Raw genomic sequence first — 15,630 nt, 5'->3', positions numbered from 1 at the left:
ATGGGGAGACCGACGGAAGGTGGCGGTGGGATGCGGGTACTGGTGGCCGAGGACGAACCGTTGCTCGCGGCAGCGATCGCGGAGTGGCTGCGGGACGAGGCTCATGCCGTCGACCTGGCGGCGGACGGCTCGGCGGCGCTCGAGCGACTGACAGTCAACGAGTACGACGTACTGGTGCTGGACCGTGATCTCCCGCGTGTGCACGGGGACGATGTCTGCCGATCACTGGTTGAGTCCGGATCGGTTACCCGGGTGCTGATGCTCACTGCGGCGGCCACGATCAACGATCGGGTGGAGGGACTTGGGATCGGTGCGGACGACTACCTGACCAAGCCGTTCGCGTTCGCCGAGCTGGCTGCGCGGGTGCAGGCACTGGGTAGGAGGAGTCGTCCTGCCGACCCGCCCGTACTACGGCGTCGCGGGCTGGCGTTGGATCCTGCCCGGCACGAGGTGTTCCGGGACGGCCGATATGTTCCGCTTGCGAAGAAGGAGTTCGCAGTACTGGCTGAGCTGCTCAGGGCTGACGGAGCGACCGTCTCGGCTGAGCAGCTGCTGGAGAAGGCGTGGGACGAGCATGTGGACCCGTTCACCGGGGTGGTCCGGCTGACCATTCTCAAACTGCGCCGGAAACTCGGTGAGCCGGCCATCGTCGAGACGGTGACCGGAGTGGGGTACAGGATCCCGTGACCCTTCGCCTCCGGCTCACCCTCATCTACGGCGGCCTGTTCATGGCGGCCGGCGTACTGCTGCTGGGCCTCACCTATGCGCTGTTCAATCAGCAGCTCTCCTCGGGTGATCACGTGATCATCAAGGGCACCTATCTGTCGCCACCGGCCAGCGGTGCGACCACCGGACCGCAACCAGTGCCACCCAAGAACGTGGTTGTCTTGAACAACAAGGGCGATGTGCTGACCGGCCCGGACGCCGAGAGGGCGATGAACGAACAACGCGACCAGTTGCGGTCGGCCGCTACCAAGTCGCTGCTGACCCAGGGCGGGATCGCTTTGCTGCTCGTGGGTGCTTTGGCGGCGGGGTCTGGGTGGTTGGTGGCGGGCCGGGTGCTGGCGCCACTGCATCGTGTCACCGATACCGCACGCCGGATTGCTTTGGCGCCGGCGGCTGGCCGTGGGCTGCATGAGCGGATCGCGTTGCGTGGGCCGGATGACGAGGTGAAGAACCTCGCGGATGCGTTCGACACGATGGTGGAGCGGCTGGACCACTCGTTCGACGGGCAGCGCCGGTTCGTCGCGAACGCCTCGCATGAGCTTCGTACGCCGCTGACTCTCGGGCGGGCGTTGGTGGAGGTTGCCATGCATCGTCGATCGGCTTCGGAGGATGTGAAGCAGCTCGGCGAGAGTCTGCTGGAGATCAACCGTCGGCATGAGCAGCTGATCAGCGGATTGCTGATCCTGGCCGATTCCGAGAAGGAGCTGACGGCTCGCTATCCGGTGAACCTGGCGGATGTGGTGAGTCACGTGGTGGCGCAGCTGGCGAACGAGGCGGCGGCGAGCGACGTCGTCGTACGGGCTGATGCTGGGGATGCACCGACGACTGGGGACGCGTTGTTGCTCGAGCGGCTGGTTCACAACCTGGTCGAGAACGCGATCCGCCACAACCACGCGGGCGGCTGGGTCGAGGTGCGGAGCCGGACAGTCGGCCCGGGCGAGGTGGGGACGGGCGGCGCTGGGTGGGTTGAGGTCGAGGTAGTGAACAGTGGGGCCGACGTACCGGCGTACGAGGTCGAAGGGTTGTTCAAGCCGTTCCATCGGCTGCGGGACGATCGGCTCGTCGCCGCGAAGGGGGCGGGGCTGGGGCTCTCGATCGTGCGATCTGTGGCCGAGGCGCACGGGGGATCGGTGCGGGCGAGTCCGCGTGACGGCGGTGGGTTGACGATTGTTGTGACCTTGCCTGTCGATCCTGGCTGATCCCGTTCGTGTAGTAGGTACTACTAGGGAGGTTGTCCATGAAGCAGTACCTGCTCAGCGTCTATCAGCCGGACGGGCCGACGCCGGAACCATCGGTGCTCGAACCGATCATGAAGAACCTGGCGACCTGGAACGACGAGCTGCGCGCAGCCGGTTCGTGGGTGTTCAGTGCCGGCCTGCATCCACCGGAGTCCGCGACCGTACTGCGTGCTTCGTCGGACGAGGTGCTGATCACGGACGGGCCGTTCACCGAGGGCAAGGAACATCTCGGCGGCTTCACGATCATCCAGGTGGAGGACCTCGACGAGGCGCTCCGCTGGGGTCGCGAACTGGCTCGGATCGTCGCGCCGTTGCCGATCGAAGTCAGGCCCTTCGCCTGATGCCTGCGTCGGTCTCGGCGGCGGAGGTTGCTGCGGTGTTCCGGGCCGAGTACGGGCGGGCGGTCGCCGTACTGGCGCGGGTGTTCGGCGATCTGGAGATCGCCGAGGACGCAGTACAGGAAGCCTTCGTGGCGGCGGTGGAGAAGTGGCCGGCCGCCGGGCTGCCGCCGAGTCCGGCCGGGTGGATCATCACGACCGCGCGGAACCGGGCGATCGATCGGCTGCGGCGGGAGGCATCGCGCGAGGACAAGCAGGCGCAGGCCGCCTTGCTGCAGGCCCGGGACGAGCCGATGGAGGAGGGTGTCGTGCGCGACGATCGGCTGCGGTTGATCTTCACCTGCTGCCACCCGTCGCTGGCGTTGAACGTGCGGGTCGCGCTGACGCTGCGGCTGCTCGGCGGGCTGACCACCACCGAGATCGCGCATGCCTTTTTGGTGCCTGAGGCAACGATGGCGCAGCGGATCGTGCGGGCGAAGGCGAAGATCCGGGCCGCGGGGATCCCGTATCGGGTGCCTTATGAGGCCGACCTGCCGGAGCGCGTTCGCGGCGTGCTGGCTGTTGTCTACTTGATCTTCAACGAGGGGTACGCCGCGTCGTCGGGCGACTCGCTGATCCGCTCGGAGCTTTGTCTCGAGGCGATCCGGCTCGGGCGGCTGCTCGTCTCGCTGATGCCGGACGAGCCCGAAGCCGTCGGCCTGCTCGCGCTCATGCTGCTGCAGGAGTCACGCCGGCCTGCTCGGGTCGGCCCTGATGGTTCTCTCATCCCGCTGCCTTTGCAGGACCGGTCGCTCTGGTCTGCCGAGTTGGTCGCGGAGGGGCAGGAGCTCGTACGCCGGTGCCTTCGCCGCGGCGCGCCTGGTCCGTATCAACTCCAGGCCGCGATCAACGCTGTCCACAGCGACGCCGCCGATGCTTCGGGCACCGCCTGGGACCAGATCGTCCAGCTCTACGACCAGCTGCTGCCTTTCACCCCGACCCCGGTGGTCGCCCTGAACCGAGCAGTCGCCGTCGCCGAAGTGGACGGCCCCGCAGCCGGTCTCGCCCTAGTCGATGACCTGGACCTCGGCAACTACTACCTCTTCCACGCCATCCGCGCCGACCTCCTCAAACGCCTCAACCGCTTCCCCGAAGCCACCGCCGCCTACGACGCCGCGATCCTCCTGGCCCCCACCACCGCCGAACGCAACTTCCTCACCGAGCAGCGCCACAGCCTCTGAGCCACGCTCTAGCTGGGCGCCCACCCCGTAGCCGTTGCCCACCGCTCGGCACCCGCCATCAGCACCTCGGTGGCGGGCGCCTTGATCTGCCCGTAGTCCATCAAGTCGGTCACGTTGACAGCCAGCCGCTGCTTGAACGCTCCCCACCCATCGCGCGCTCGCTCATCCGCCCGCAGATAGTCCCGAAACAGCAGCGCATACCGCGCGTTAGGCGCGCTGTGCAGCCGAACATGCACGTTGCAGGTGCGTGCACCGACCGGCGGAGCGAAAACCAACTTCTGGCACTCCTGCCCACTCGAGACCTCAACGTGGTTCCACGGCTCCGGGCGCAACCTGAAACCCAGGCCGGCCAGCGGCATTCCTTCGTCCAGGTCGGCCACGCGGATCTGCACATCGATGCAGTCCTTCGCAGGAAGTCCCGGCACCGAGGTCGATCCGACATGATCGATCACCAGCGCGCCGAGAATCGACAGTAGCTGTTCCGCGATCTTCTCGAACTCGCTCGGCCACTCGGCCCGGTAGTCGACAACGGAGATCCCCGTACTCACTTCATCCGGAAACGGCATGGCCCGATGGTTGCACGGTGATATATGCCCGCAGCCGACGCGGCCGGCTGACTAGAGTCCGGTGCTATGGGTGACGGGTTCGAGCTGGTGTGTGAGGTGGAGCCGCCGACGCGGCCGGATTTGACGAAGGTTCGGCATCAGATCGGCGTGATGAGTCCGATCGCGGATGCCTTCCTGATCCCGGACAACCACATCGGGCGGGCGACGGTGTCGAGTGTCGCGGTGGCGAACGAGGTGCAGGCGATGGGTGCCCGCGGGATCGCCTGCCTGAATTCCCGGGACCGCAATCTCCTGGGGTTCCGGCGCGACCTGCTGACCGCGGCGGCGTACGGGGTGCGGCAGTTCCTGTTCGTCCACGGCGACGAGCCGACCGCCGGCGCCCGGACCAGCCAGCTCACCGTGCGCACGATGATCGACGAGGCCCGGGCGACCTCGTTCCCCGGCATCGCACCGTTCCAGGTCGGCGCCGCGACCCGCCTCAGGCCCGTCCCCGCCTGGAAGGCCGAGGCCGACTTCCTCTACGTCCAGGTCAGCTACGACCTCGACGAACTCCTCCGCTGGCGGGACAGCGTCGCCGTCGAGAGTCCCGTGTACGCCGGGGTGATGGTGCTCGCGAGCGCCAAGATGGCCCACAATCTGGCCGCCCTGCCCCAGCTCACCATCCCCGACAGCCTCATCGCGGCCGTCGAGAAACACCCCGATGCCGGCGTTGACGCGGCCTGTGATCACATCCTCCAGATCAAGGCGTCCGGTGCCTTCGACGGGGTCCATCTGATCCCGGTCAGCCGCTATCGCCAGGTCGCGGCCCGCCTCGAACGGGAGCTCTGACCGGCTCGACCGCCCGTCGTACGCGCCTGTTCGTGCCCTTCGGGGCCGGGAGCGACTAGTCTCAGCGTGCAGAACCGACTGATGGAGGAGGAGGCGTGGCCGTACCTGGCAAGGGTCTGATCGATGGCCTGAAGGTCACCGCGAAGACGCTGTCCCGCCGCTCCGTCACCGAGCAGTACCCGGATGTCCAGCCTGAGCTGCCGCCGCGGACACGCGGCGTGATCGCGCTGATGGAGGAGAACTGCACCTCGTGCATGCTCTGCGCCCGCGAGTGCCCGAGCTGGTGCATCTACATCGACTCGCACACCGAGACCGCGCCGTCGGTCGGTGAGCAGGCCCGCGAACGCAGCCGGAACGTCCTGGACCGGTTCGCGATCGACTTCTCGCTCTGTATGTACTGCGGGATCTGCATCGAGGCCTGCCCGTTCGACGCGCTGTTCTGGTCGCCGGAGTTCGAGTACGCCGAGACCGAGCTGCGCAACCTCACGCACGAGAAGGACCGGCTCCGCGACTGGATGTGGACGGTTCCCGCGCCGCAGCCCATCGACCCGGGCCCGTCGGTCATCGAGCCTGGTCCTTCGGTCATCGAGCCGGGGGGCGAGGAGTGACCACTGCGCTCTTCTCCATCGCGGGGGCGGTGGCAGTGGCGGCGGCGGTGGTGGTCGTCACCACGCGCCGGATCGTGCACGCGGCGCTCTGGCTCGTCGTCGCTCTCGGCGCGGTAGCGGGTTGCTTCGGCGCCTTGCACGCGGAGTTCGTCGCGCTGGTTCAGATTCTCGTGTACGTCGGCGCGATCGTCGTACTGGTCCTCTTCGCCCTCATGCTCACCAAGGCCCCGACGAATCCGCTGCCGGCGTTGACGACCCGGCGCAGCCCGTTCGCCGCGCTGGTCTCCGCAGTACTGTTCCTGATTCTTGGCGCCGGCGTAGTGCTTGCCTTCGGCAACGAGAAGATCAAGCCGGTACCGGCCGGATCGGCCGACGCGATCGGTGCGTCGGTGTTCCGGGTCTGGGTGCTGCCGTTCGAGATCCTGTCGGTGTTGTTGCTCGCGGCATTGATCGGCGCGATCGTCCTTTCCCAACGGTCCGGAAAACTGTCGGAGCTCGATGAGAAGGTGTCGTCCTCGGGGAAGGGGGACGACTGATGCCGCTGATCCTGCCGCTGCTGCTGGCAGTGCTGCTGTTCTGCCTGGGCGTGTACGGCGTGCTCGCGCGCCGCAACGCCATCACGATGCTGATGTCCTTCGAGCTGATGCTGAACGCGGTCAACCTCAACCTCGTCGCCTTCGACGCCTGGCGGCTGGACGGCCTGGCCACCGGGCAGACCCTGGCGATCTTCGTCATCACCCTGGCCGCCGCCGAGATCGGGCTCGGCCTGGCGATCGTGTTGCTGCTGTTCCGCGGCCACGGCCATGTCGACGCCGACGCGGCACGTGATTTGCAGGAGAAGGGTGCCGGGCTGTGATCGCGACCGCCTGGCGGGTGATCGGCGTCGGCTTCTCCCTGCTGGTGATCCTGACCGCCATCCTGCTGTACGGCGTCGATCCCCAGCAGACCAATCTGGGCGGCAGCTTCGTCGGGTGGGACGTCTTCCTCAACTACGACTTCCGCACCGATGACCTGACCGTCTTCATGCTCGCGATCGTCGGCGTGGTCTCGGCCTGCGTGCAGCTCTACTCGATCGGCTACCTGGAGAAACGCGTCGCGTCGTACACGGCGCTCGTCACACTCTTCACCGCCGCGATGGTCACCGTCGTCATCGCGGACAGCCTGTTCCTGCTGCTGATCGGCTGGGAGGTGATGGGCGTCTGCTCGTACCTGCTGATCGGGCACTACTGGGAGCGCCGCGACGCCCGCGCCGGTGCGATGAAGGCGTTCCTGATGACCCGCCTCGGCGACGTCGGCTTCCTCTTCGGCATCTTCGTGCTCGGCCTCGGCTACGGCACCTTCAAGATCTCCGAGCTCGGCTCCGGCCCGATCTCGCCCGGTGCCCTCACCACGGGCACCCTGTTGATCCTGGTCGGTGTGGTCGGCAAGTCGGCGCAGGTGCCGCTGCAGACCTGGCTGCCCGACGCGATGCCCGGCCCGAGCCCGGTCAGCGCCCTGATCCACGCGGCGACGATGGTTGCGGCCGGCGTCTTCCTGATCGCCCGCCTGTACGACGTGTTCACGGCGGCCGGCACGACTCTCACGGTGCTCGCGATCATCGCCTGCGTGACGATGCTGTTCGCCGCCCTGTGCGCAATGGCCGCCGTCGAGGTGAAGCGGGTGCTCGCCTGGTCGACCGTGAGCCAGCTCGCCATCATGTTCGCCGGCCTGTCGCTCGGGACCAAGGAGGGCCGCCACGGCGCGCTCTTCCACCTGCTGACTCACGCCGCCTTCAAGGGTCTGCTGTTCCTCTGCGCAGGCGTTCTGCTGCATCAGGTAGGCAGTGCGGCCTTCGTCGTGCTGCGGCGCTACACCCGCCGCGGTGCCCTGCGTAAGGCGATGCCGGTCACCTTCGTCACGATGACGATCGGCCTCGGCGCGCTCGCCGGCGTGCCTGGCTTGTCCGGCTTCTTCTCCAAGGACACGATCGTCGAAGCAGCCTGGGATCACGCCCGCGACGGTTCCGCTGTCGGCTGGGCCGTGCTGGTCTCCGTCTGCTTGACGATCGTGATGACTGCCTTCTACTGCGTACGCCTCTGGCTCTGGGTCTTCTTCCGTACGCCGGCGCTCGCGGGCGCCCTGGGTGCGTTCGAGGCCGACGATCCGATGGCCGATCTCGAGGACCCGGACACCTCGAAGCTGCGCGACGGATCGTGGTTGATGCTCGCGCCCCTGATCCTGCTGGCCATCGGAGCCGCCGGGCTCGGCTACGTCGACGGGGTCCACGTGAACTGGGTGATCGCGCTGGTGACGACCGTGCTGGCGCTCTTCGGGGCCCTCCCGGCGTACTCGTTGTGGCAGCGTGGCGCGGATCCGCGGCCGGTGCTGCTGGAACGCGAGTTCGGCGTCGACCCGGCGTACCAGCGGCTGTTCGTCGTACCGGTGCGGTGGTTCGCCAGGCTTGCTGTCGGGGGCGATCGGGATGTGATCGGGGCGTATGTGCGGGCGACCGGTAGGACCGGGACGCTCGCGTCCGAAGGTTTCCGGCGGTTGCAGACCGGCAATGTGCAGACATACCTGACCGCGGCCGTGGTCGGTGTGGTCGCGCTCGCGATCCTGGCGGGGGTGATCGGCTCGTGAACTGGTTGCTGATCGCACTGCTCGCGGTTCCTGCGCTGGCTGCTGCGTTGCTGTGGGCGCTGCCTGCGGGGACGGGTGAGCGTGTTGCCGCGATCGTCGGCTCGGTGATCTCCGGTCTCGTGCTGATCGGCTCGGCCGTGCTCTGGTGGGACCTGCTGAGGCCTCGGGGCGGGTCGGTGACGCTGGGCCTGGTGGCCACGAACGACATCCCGAGAACCTTGCCGGGTGCGATCCATGCGTCCGCCCAGACCGACGTCTCCTGGATCCCGGCCCTCGACGTCCGGTTCCACCTCGGCATCGACACGATCTCGATGCCGTTGATCGTGCTCACCGCGCTGCTGGTCTTCCTCTGCTGTCTCTACTCCCTGCGCGTCACCCCGCGCGCGGGCAGGATGCGGTCGCTGATCGCGTTGCTGCTGGTGATCGAGACCGGCGTGATCGGGACGTTCTCGGCGCTCGACCTGGTGCTGTTCTTCCTGTTCTTCGAGGTCGTGCTGATCCCGATGTGGCTCGTGATCGACCTCTGGGGCGACCACCACGATCCGGTTGGGCGACGACGGGCCGCGACCACCTTCGTGCTGATGACCGTGCTCGGGTCGGCGCTGATGCTGGTCGGGTTCCTGCTGCTGCATCGCCTGCAAGGGACGTTCGATCTCGAATACCTGAGCAGCCATCCGTGGCGGAGTAGTGGCGGCACAGGGCTCAAGGCCGCGGTCCTGATCGCCCTCGGTCTTGCGGTGAAGATGCCGCTCTGGCCGCTGCACACCTGGTTGCCGGATGCACATGCGAAGGCCCCGACGGTCGGCTCGGTGCTCCTCGCCGGTGTGCTGCTGAAGCTCGGCAGTTACGGGATGATCCGGATCCTGCTCCCGGTGCTGCCCGGCGATTCGGCCACCATCGCGCCGTACCTGGGCGGTCTGTCGACCATCGCGATCATCGCCGGGTCGCTGGCCTGCCTCGCCCAGACCGACGTGAAACGGCTGATCGCGTACTCCAGCGTCGGCCACATGGGCTTCATCGGACTCGGTATCGCGACCATGTCACCCGCAGGCCTGAGCGGCGCGCTGTTCGCGAACCTCGCGCACGGCGTCATCACCGGCCTGCTGTTCTTCCTCGCCGGGGCGATCAAGGACCGGCACGACACCAGCGACCTGCGCGAGATCGGCCGGGCTCTCTACGCCCGGTTGCCGAGGCTCAGCGGGTTGCTGACCTTTGCCTGTCTCGCCTCGCTCGGGCTGCCTGGGCTGGCCGGGTTCTGGGGCGAGATGCTGGTCCTGCTCGGCGCTTACCATCCTGGTGATCGGTTGCCGCGGACAACATTCCTGGTGTTCATGGCGATCGCCGGCATCGGCACCGTGCTGACCGCGGCCTACTTCCTGCGGTTGATCCGGAACCTCTGCCAGGGTGATCCGGCCGAGTATCCGGCGACCGCGTTCGCGGTCGACGTGAGCCGGATCGAGCTGGTCGCCTGGTCACCGCTGATCCTGCTCACTGTCTTCCTCGGCGTCTGGCCCTGGTTCCTGCTCTCGTACTGGACGTTCGTATGACGATGACCTGGACCGACTGGCAGGCGATCGCCGTACCGCTGGTGCTCGCCCTCGGCGCCGTCACGGTGCTGCTCGCCGACGCCTTCTGGCGTACCGGCAGCAAACAGGTCAGGCACACGGTGATCACGCTGGTCACCGGCGCCGTGATCCTGTTCGGACTCGCCTTCATCGCGGTGCAGCGCAACGGGTTGAAGCCCGCGTTCTGCCGGGCCGCCGTCGAAGGGCCGGCCCAATGCAGCCTGGTCTTCGAGCCGCTGACCGTCGGATTGTGGGCCGTGCTGCTGATCGGCGGACTCGGAGTCGTCGGCCTCTCGGCGTACCGGCTGCTCGACGCTGACATCCCAGTGGGGGAGTATCACTTCCTTCTGCTCAGCGCGCTGACCGGGGCCACCGTGCTGGCCGGCGCGCGCGACCTCGCGACGATGGTGATCGCGCTCGAGGTCGTCTCGCTGCCGAGCTTCGCGATGGTCGCCCTGCGACGCGACCGCCGCGGCTCCGAAGGCGCGTTGAAGGCCTTCCTCGTCTCGGTCCTGTCGACCGCCGTGATGCTGTTCGGCATCTCCTACTTGTACGGCGTGACAGGCTCGCTCTATCTCCAGACGATCGTGACACGGCTCCCCGGGATCGATCCGGACCTTCGCCGGGTCGCCTTCGCGGCAGGCTTGTTCGTGATCGTCGGCTTCGGTTTCAAGATCGCCGCCGTGCCTTTCCACGGCTGGCTCCCCGACACGTACGCCGGTGCGCCGGTCGAGGTCGCCGCCTTCCTGGCCGTCGTCTCGAAGTCCGCCGGAGTCGCAGGTCTCCTCGTCCTGGTGACCTTCGGCGTCGCCCCGAGCGGCTCATCGCTCCGAACGGTCGTCTGCATCCTCGCCGCGGTCACCATGACCGTCGGAAACCTGGCAGCGCTCCGCCAGGTCGAAGCGGTCCGTCTACTCGCCTGGTCCTCGATCGGCCAGGTCGGGTTCTTGCTCGCACCGCTGGCCGTAGGCGACGCCCAAGCAGTCGTCGGCTATCTGGCTGCCTATGTAGTGGTCACCTTGGGAGCCTTCGGTGCAGTGGCAGTTGTCCAACGCCACCGACCGGCGGGCCTACTCACCGACTACCGAGGCATGGTCCGCTCCGAGCCAGGCCTGGGCACAGCGCTCGTCTTCTTCTTGGTCATCCTCGCCGGCCTACCCCCAGGCCTAGCCGGTCTCTTCACCAAGTTCGCCGCCTTCCAAGCAGTGCTGGACGCCCACATCGGCTGGCTCGCCGTAGTCATGGCGATCAACGTGATGATCGGCCTGGCCGTCTACCTCCGCTGGATCGCCGAACTCTTCCGCCTGCCCGCCGACGACCCGTTCTCGGTCAACATCGAAAACCCCGCCGTAGCCGTCATCAGCACCTGCGCCGGCGCCGCAGTAGTCCTCTCAATCCTCCCCGGCGCCCTCTTCGCACTAGTCACCTGAAATTGCACCAAGCTGCAGCCCGAAACTCTGTCGCTGCCTCGATCGGACCCGCAGACTGACTGTCCGGCTGGAGCTTGGAGAGGTGGTCCGATGAGGCGATTGTTGGCGATGGGGCTGGTTGTTTTGGCAGTGTCGGGCCTGCTACAAGCAGTGCCAGCCAGTGCGGACCCGTACAGGGCCGGATGCCACTTCGCCGGTGGCGGGAACAATCTGAAGTGGAAGGACCTAACGACCACATCGTCCTATTCGGCCGTCGCGCATGCCGCGATCGCGGCCTGGAACTCCACCAGCACTCAGTTCAACTTCGCCCAAGTCACCTCCGGCGCCAACGTGACCATCGCCGACGGGAACTTCGGCCCCCGCATCGATGGTTCTGCTACAGCTGGCATCACACTGACCAACACCGGCGGAGATCCGTTGGAGGCGTGCGTCGGCGGGACCTGGGACCAGGGACTCATCGTCTGGTTGAACACGTACTACACCGATTCCTATCCGCCCGAAAGGCGCCAGGCGAACATGGTGCACGAACTCGGCCATGCGCTCGGCCTGGACCACACCCAGGGCAGCACCGGCACTGAATGCATACCGTCGATCATGGACGTGAATCTCGACGTCAACTTCCCGCACTGCGGCCGCACAACCCCCAAACCGGAGGACATCGCCGACGTCAATTCCATCTACTAGCGCTACCTCAGGCGTGGGCTGTCCGGGTGATAGCTGCGCTGGCGCTCCGGCACAGCGTCGGCGAAGTCGCCGGTCCCGTTGATGACGTCGCCGGCGCCGAGGCTGAGGCCGCGGGCTTTGCCGAAGCCTTTCAGTACGGCGCCGCGACCATCGGGGTCGGGATAGCTGAAATCCTCGCCCGCGCCTAGGTCTATCTCCTGTGCGGTGATTTGGCCCAGCACCTGGCAGCCGGTGCCGAGCGTGGCGGGAGCGATGATGACTGGACCGCTGCTGATTCGGGTTCTGTCGCCGACAAGCAGTTGTCCTCCGCCGGCCATCAGCCGAGCGCCACCTTCGCCGATGCGGTTGTTGTTGCCGATGGTGATCGAGGCGCCGTTGGTTGCGGCGATGAAGGTGCCTGGCAAGAAGGTGTTGTCTGAGCCCAGCGAGCAGGAGCTGTCCGGGTCGCACTCGATGACGACGCCTGGGTACAGGACATTTACATCGCCTAGGACGACTCGGGTTCCCAACAGGACGGAGTACGGGTCGAGGATGATCGTGCCTGATTCGGCCAGCTCCAGGAGTTCGGAGACGGTGCGGAGGCCGCGGGCGGTTCGCTGCTCGTCGAGGATCATCCAGCCGACAGTACCTACTGGGTGTTGGCCAGGAAGGCCTCGTGTTGGGTGTTGGCGCGCTTCCAGAGTTCGGTGCGTTCCGTCGTACTGAGGTGAGTCAGCGGGAGGCTGAAGACGTCGGCGAGGACGGTGTAGAAGTCGGGTTCCGTCTCCAGGACGACGGTGTCGAGATCGGTGGCGGTGAGCTCGGTGAGGGTGAGCGCCCGGAGGATCGCCGTACTGCGGGGCTTGCGGCGGAAGCAGGAGAGCAGCCGGACGAAGGGTGACTCCGGCGAGACGGACAGATAGGCGTGCTGTTCCTCGAAGGCCTGCATGGTCGCGGGAGCCGACTCGAAGTCCATGCCGGTCAGGCTGCTGCGTGGATCGTGGTCGAGTCGCCAGCCGTCGACGAGCTCGGACGGCCGAAGACCCAGCTTGAACGGCTCCTGCTCGAAGGATCCGACGCCGAGCGGCAGCGGCGCGAGGAGGCCCTCACCAAGACCTACATCCGCGATCCACGCGCCCGGAGCGTCGGGCAGATTGTCGACGGTCAGGACCAGGTGGCTCGCGTCGACCTTCGCCGGACGATTGGGTGTTTCCGCACCGCCCCGATGCATCGTCACCCGGTAGCCGAGCGCGGTGAGCAGCGCGCCGAACGATCCGTTCAGCTGGAAGCAGTACCCGCCGGCTTCGCGCGAGATGATCCGCGCCGCGACCGCCTCCGGATCCAGCGGACCGCCGCGGCCGAACTGGTACTGCACCGTCTCGTACGGCACCGAGTCGGCGAACGCCGCCATCAGAGTCGTCAGTGCCTCGAGGCTCGGCCCGTCATGCCCGCGAAGTCCCAGTCGGCGAAGGAAGGCGGTCGTGTCCATGAGACCGAGGGTAGGCCGCAGGTACACGGACCTGGCAGGGTAGGGCCATGACTTCGGAGCGCATCTATGTCGGCAGCTACACCAGTCAGGCAGGTGGCGGGAAGGGCATCGGTTTCGGCCCGTACGACGAGTTGGCGGTCGCCGCGGCGACGGACGACCCGTCGTTCCTGACCCGTTCGGCCGACGGGCGGTTCCTCTACGCGACGAACGAACTAGAGGCCGGCCGGGTCAGCGCGTTCGCGGTCCACGAGAACGGCGAGCTGGAGTTCCTCAACGATCAGCCGACCGAGGGCGCGCACCCGTGCCACCTGGCGATCGACCCGACCGGCAGCTTCCTGCTCTCGGCCAACTACAGCTCGGGTTCGGTGGCGATCCACCCGATCGCACCGGACGGTTCGCTCGGCGACGCGACCCAGATTCTGCAGCGTGAAGGCAAAGGTCCGAACGAGGAGCGCCAGGAAGGCCCGCACGCGCATCAGGTGACGTTCGACCCGGCCGGCAAGTACGCGTTCGACGTCGACCTCGGGTCCGACAGCGTGCACGTCTCGACGCTGACCAGCCAGGGCCGGCTCGAGGCAGTCGACCGGCTCGGGATCCACGCCGGCGCGGGACCTCGGCACCTCGTCTTCCACCCGGCCGGCGGAGCGGCGTACGTGATCAACGAGCTGGATTCGACGCTGACGGTCTGCACGTACGACGACGGCAACCTGTCCGTCGTACAGACACTGTCGACCCGGCCCGATGGTGCTGAAGGGGAGAACTTCCCGGCCGAGGTGCTGGTGTCGGCCGACGGGCGGTTCGTCTACGGCTCGAACCGCGGCGACGACACGATCGCTGTCTTCGAGACCGGTGCCGACGGCATCGATGCGGAGCTGATCCAGACGATCGGTTCCGGTGGGGTCTGGCCGCGGCACCTTGCTTTCAGCAAGGATGGTGCCCAGCTGTACGCGGCGAACGAGCGCTCCGACACGCTGGCCGTCTTCGCCGTCGACCGGAGCAGCGGCGCCCTCACCGCAACGGGGACGCCGCTGAGCTGGCCCAAGCCGGTCTGCGTGCTCCCGGCCTGACCACGTGAAGGAGCCCCGGCCGAGGGCCCGGCCGGGGATCCTGACTTTGTCAGACGAGCTTTTCGAAGAAGAACTCGTGCTTGAGGAACGACACGTCGTACTCGTGACCCGGCTGCGGCGGCAGCAGTTGCGCGGCCTGGAACAACCGCCAGCCGTCCTTCAGCGCATCGAGCCCGGTCTCGTACGGCGGTACGTCGCTGTCACCCGTCGTCGGTGACGTCGCCCCGGTCCCGTCGTACTCCGACCAGCCCACCACCCGCGCGTCCAGCGCCGACGAGGCCAGGTACAGCACGAGGACCTGCTGGCGCAGGGTGTGCTGCTGAGTCGGCAGTTGCTGGGTTGTCATGCGATCTCCTTACCCTTCGCGGCGTGCGGGTTGAGGCTGCGCTGGGCGACCACTCGCTGCGGACGGTTCGACACCCGGGTGACCCAGTAGTCCGGGTCGTAGGTGTCGTCGCCGGTCAGGGCCTGCCAGAGCTTGACCCGGTTGTAGATCTCGAGTCGTCCGGTGGCGTTCTCGTACCAGGGGAAGTACTGGCCGAGCTCGGCCGCCACCTGCTCGTCGTACAGGTCGTCGGTGTTCCACAGCTGGACCTGGCGCACGGTCGGGTTGAACCGGATCTTGAACATGTAGCGGTCGATGCCGCTGTCGTTCCTCCGGCCGCCGTGCCAGATGCCGTGGTGCAGGAACACGACGGTGCCCGGCGGGCAGGTGAGCCGGGTCTGGCCGAGCAGGTTCTGGTAGCGGCCGGTGTCGGACTCGTTCGTCCGCCGCAGGTGGCTGCCGGGCACGCTGAGGGTGCCGCCCATCTCGAGCGTCACCTCCTGCGGGTAGTACATGAGCTGGACGTCGAAGGCGTCCGGGCGGACGTCGATGATCGCGTCGCCGTGCAGGTTCTGCGCCTCGCCCTCGTTCGCCTTGCGGATGTGCACCGCGTGGTGGTCGACGGTCGGCTCGGGCCCGACCAGGCTGTGGATGGCACCGGCGATCTCCGGCAGCTGCACCAGCTTCTGGACGAACTCGCTGCCCTCGAAGGCCTCAGAGAGCGGGGTGCCGTACGGGACGCCGGGGATGCCGGCCTTCAGTACGTCGATCGCCTCGCGGTTCATCTCGTCGGGAACGACGGCGTCCATCCGGTACGCGCCGGTGGCGACGAAATGCGCCATCTGGACCGAGGTGAGCAGGTTCTTGCGATGTGGATGGGGCATGTCTCTCCCTCTCGGGGCGACTGGTCCTTGGTGGTTGGTACTCGACCAGGCTAGGTTTCGGCCC

General features: G+C 67.2%; 17 protein-coding genes and 1 pseudogene. 13 read left to right on the top strand and 5 right to left on the bottom strand.

The window, feature by feature from the left end:
• The first annotated feature begins 30 nt into the window (after positions 1-30).
• The 4 genes from ABZ004_RS03315 to ABZ004_RS03300 are packed head-to-tail and all read left to right on the top strand — an operon-like array spanning position 31 to position 3,522.
• Entirely contained in the window at positions 31-687 is a 657-nt protein-coding gene (locus tag ABZ004_RS03315; RefSeq protein ID WP_355678122.1) for a response regulator transcription factor, read from the top strand.
• The gene (locus ABZ004_RS03310; protein ID WP_355678121.1) at positions 684-1,925 is read left to right on the top strand and encodes a HAMP domain-containing sensor histidine kinase; all 1,242 of its coding nucleotides are present in this window, start codon (positions 684-686) and stop codon (positions 1,923-1,925) included. Before ABZ004_RS03315 ends, ABZ004_RS03310 begins: the two co-directional genes overlap by 4 nt.
• A gap of 38 nt (positions 1,926-1,963) precedes the next feature.
• Positions 1,964-2,305 carry a YciI family protein gene (locus ABZ004_RS03305; protein ID WP_355678120.1) on the top strand — a complete coding sequence of 114 codons (342 nt, stop codon included), beginning with the start codon at positions 1,964-1,966 and terminating at the stop codon, positions 2,303-2,305.
• On the top strand, positions 2,305-3,522 hold the full coding sequence (locus ABZ004_RS03300; protein ID WP_355678119.1) for an RNA polymerase sigma factor: 1,218 nt from the start codon (positions 2,305-2,307) through the stop codon (positions 3,520-3,522). The genes ABZ004_RS03305 and ABZ004_RS03300 overlap by 1 nt, the downstream gene beginning before the upstream one ends.
• Positions 3,523-3,530: 8 nt before the next feature.
• Here ABZ004_RS03300 and ABZ004_RS03295 read toward each other — a convergent pair whose 3' ends face one another.
• A complete protein-coding gene (locus ABZ004_RS03295) occupies positions 3,531-4,088 on the bottom strand; it encodes a GrpB family protein (RefSeq protein WP_355678118.1) in 558 nt (185 codons plus the stop codon).
• Positions 4,089-4,154: 66 nt separating this feature from the next.
• Between ABZ004_RS03295 and ABZ004_RS03290 the strand changes: the two genes are divergently transcribed.
• The 8 genes and pseudogenes from ABZ004_RS03290 (at position 4,155) to ABZ004_RS03255 (ending at position 11,822) form a co-directional block, all read left to right on the top strand.
• Positions 4,155-4,916: a methylenetetrahydrofolate reductase gene (locus tag ABZ004_RS03290; protein WP_355678117.1), complete on the top strand. Its 762-nt coding sequence runs from the start codon at positions 4,155-4,157 to the stop codon at positions 4,914-4,916.
• 230 nt (positions 4,917-5,146) lie between these two features.
• Positions 5,147-5,368, top strand: a pseudogene (locus ABZ004_RS03285) (4Fe-4S binding protein); the annotation flags it as partial.
• A 152-nt stretch (positions 5,369-5,520) separates the two neighbouring features.
• The gene (locus tag ABZ004_RS03280; RefSeq protein ID WP_355678116.1) at positions 5,521-6,060 is read left to right on the top strand and encodes an NADH-quinone oxidoreductase subunit J; all 540 of its coding nucleotides are present in this window, start codon (positions 5,521-5,523) and stop codon (positions 6,058-6,060) included.
• Positions 6,060-6,380 carry an NADH-quinone oxidoreductase subunit NuoK gene (gene nuoK, locus ABZ004_RS03275; RefSeq protein WP_355678115.1) on the top strand — a complete coding sequence of 107 codons (321 nt, stop codon included), beginning with the start codon at positions 6,060-6,062 and terminating at the stop codon, positions 6,378-6,380. The genes ABZ004_RS03280 and nuoK overlap by 1 nt, the downstream gene beginning before the upstream one ends.
• On the top strand, positions 6,377-8,143 hold the full coding sequence (locus ABZ004_RS03270) for a proton-conducting transporter membrane subunit (protein ID WP_355678114.1): 1,767 nt from the start codon (positions 6,377-6,379) through the stop codon (positions 8,141-8,143). Before nuoK ends, ABZ004_RS03270 begins: the two co-directional genes overlap by 4 nt.
• On the top strand, positions 8,140-9,690 hold the full coding sequence (locus tag ABZ004_RS03265; protein WP_355678113.1) for an NADH-quinone oxidoreductase subunit M: 1,551 nt from the start codon (positions 8,140-8,142) through the stop codon (positions 9,688-9,690). The genes ABZ004_RS03270 and ABZ004_RS03265 overlap by 4 nt, the downstream gene beginning before the upstream one ends.
• A complete protein-coding gene (locus tag ABZ004_RS03260; RefSeq protein WP_355678112.1) occupies positions 9,687-11,138 on the top strand; it encodes an NADH-quinone oxidoreductase subunit N in 1,452 nt (483 codons plus the stop codon). The genes ABZ004_RS03265 and ABZ004_RS03260 overlap by 4 nt, the downstream gene beginning before the upstream one ends.
• Before the next feature lie 90 nt (positions 11,139-11,228).
• A complete protein-coding gene (locus ABZ004_RS03255; protein WP_355678111.1) occupies positions 11,229-11,822 on the top strand; it encodes a hypothetical protein in 594 nt (197 codons plus the stop codon).
• A 2-nt stretch (positions 11,823-11,824) separates the two neighbouring features.
• On the opposite strand, the gene ABZ004_RS03250 is transcribed toward ABZ004_RS03255, so the two are convergent.
• Positions 11,825-12,436, bottom strand: coding sequence for a hypothetical protein (locus ABZ004_RS03250; RefSeq protein WP_355678110.1), 612 nt, complete (start codon positions 12,434-12,436; stop codon positions 11,825-11,827).
• Positions 12,437-12,450: 14 nt separating this feature from the next.
• Positions 12,451-13,290, bottom strand: coding sequence for an arylamine N-acetyltransferase (locus ABZ004_RS03245; protein ID WP_355678109.1), 840 nt, complete (start codon positions 13,288-13,290; stop codon positions 12,451-12,453).
• Between the two features lie 47 nt (positions 13,291-13,337).
• Between ABZ004_RS03245 and ABZ004_RS03240 the strand changes: the two genes are divergently transcribed.
• Positions 13,338-14,357: a lactonase family protein gene (locus ABZ004_RS03240; protein WP_355678108.1), complete on the top strand. Its 1,020-nt coding sequence runs from the start codon at positions 13,338-13,340 to the stop codon at positions 14,355-14,357.
• Between the two features lie 49 nt (positions 14,358-14,406).
• Here the strand turns inward: ABZ004_RS03240 and ABZ004_RS03235 are convergent, their stop codons facing one another.
• Together ABZ004_RS03235 and ABZ004_RS03230 are read right to left on the bottom strand one after the other, a co-directional pair.
• Positions 14,407-14,703, bottom strand: coding sequence for a hypothetical protein (locus tag ABZ004_RS03235; protein WP_355678107.1), 297 nt, complete (start codon positions 14,701-14,703; stop codon positions 14,407-14,409).
• Positions 14,700-15,566 carry a phytanoyl-CoA dioxygenase family protein gene (locus ABZ004_RS03230; RefSeq protein WP_355678106.1) on the bottom strand — a complete coding sequence of 289 codons (867 nt, stop codon included), beginning with the start codon at positions 15,564-15,566 and terminating at the stop codon, positions 14,700-14,702. Before ABZ004_RS03230 ends, ABZ004_RS03235 begins: the two co-directional genes overlap by 4 nt.
• Positions 15,567-15,630 lie beyond the last annotated feature (64 nt).

This window comes from Kribbella sp. NPDC006257 (assembly GCF_040613535.1).
Lineage (GTDB): Bacteria > Actinomycetota > Actinomycetes > Propionibacteriales > Kribbellaceae > Kribbella.
This window is presented reverse-complemented; position numbering and strand designations above follow the sequence as displayed.